The sequence below is a fragment of the Clavibacter sp. MX14-G9D genome, assembly GCF_032917815.1.
Classification (GTDB): domain Bacteria; phylum Actinomycetota; class Actinomycetes; order Actinomycetales; family Microbacteriaceae; genus Clavibacter; species Clavibacter michiganensis_K.
Window position 1 is genome coordinate 1 of the sequence record NZ_JAVCVL010000381.1, and the last position, 1,224, is coordinate 1,224.

Annotated in this window: 1 pseudogene; it reads right to left on the minus strand. The window is 80.0% G+C overall.

From position 1 onward, the window contains the following. A pseudogene (locus Q6969_RS15795) lies at window positions 1–1,114 on the minus strand (hypothetical protein); the annotation flags it as partial. Window positions 1,115–1,224: the final 110 nt, after the last annotated feature.

Sequence of the window (1,224 nt, forward strand, 5' to 3'; positions counted from 1 at the left end):
GGGCGCCGGTCTCCCGCGCCAGCTCCCGCACCGGGTCGCTGCCGGGTTCCAGCGCCCACGGGGGCACGCCGGCGACCATCGCCGCGGCGGCGCCGCCTGCCGCGGTCAGGGCTACGGGCGCCGCGGCGACGATCGCGACCACGCCCGCGGCCGACCGGGCGACACGGGCGGACGCGGCGTGCAGGGGCGCTGTCAGACGCCCGGCGGCCACGTCGAGCACCGCGACGACCAGGACGGCGGCGACCAGCTGTCCGCAGAGCGTGAGGAGGGCTGCGCCGCCGGTGACGGCCGTGACGGGGACGGCCATGGCGGCACCGGCGCCGGCCACCACGGAGGCGATGACGCGCAGCGGGCGCGCGCCCCATGCCGCGGCCGCCGGGGGAGTGCGGGCGTCGTCGCCGTCGCCGCCTTCGCGGTCGCCGTGATCGGCGGTCGTGACGGCGGGCGTGCTGGACGACAGGAGCGCGGCGTGCACGGCCGCCGCGGTCGCCGCGAGGAGGAGGGGGACGGCCGGGGCCGCGCCGGGGTCGACAGCGCTCGCGGCTCCGGCGACGAGCGCTCCGGCTGCCGCGGCGACGCCGACGACCCGGAGCACGAGCCGCTCCCACGAGGAGGGCGAGGACCCTCCGCGCGCCCGGGGCAGCGCGTGCAGGAGCGACACGGCGGAGGCGCAGGCGAGCGCCAGCGCGGTGCGCGTGGCCGGATCGAGGGAGGAGGCGGAGGCCGCCAGCAGCCCGGCGGCGACGGGGAGACCGGCCCAGCCCGCCAGCCCGATCGCCCGGACCCGCAGCAGCGGGCGGAGCGCGAGGAGGACCGCCGAGGCGACCAGGGTGCCGACGCCGAAGTAGCGGAACGGATCCGCGGCTCCAGCCCCGGCGAGGTCGTACGCCCGCACCGCCCAGACGTCGAGGTGGAGGAGGACGACGCCGACGACGCCCACCGCCTCCGCCGTCCCGGCCAGCCGTCGCCGGGCGAGGACCGCGGACGCGGCGAAGGCGGCGACGGTCACGGCGCCGGTGATGGCCGCGCGCACGAGGAGCCCGTAGGTGACGAAGGCGTAGACGACGTAGAACACGGCCGCCACGGAGAGCAGCACGACGCCGATGCTCAGCATCACGACCGGCACGCTCAACCGGCGGCGCGGGGCGGCCGGCGCGGGACGAGCGGCGGGAGGCGCAGCGGCGGCGGGCTCCGCCGACCCGGGGAGCGTCGCCGCCGAGCGGG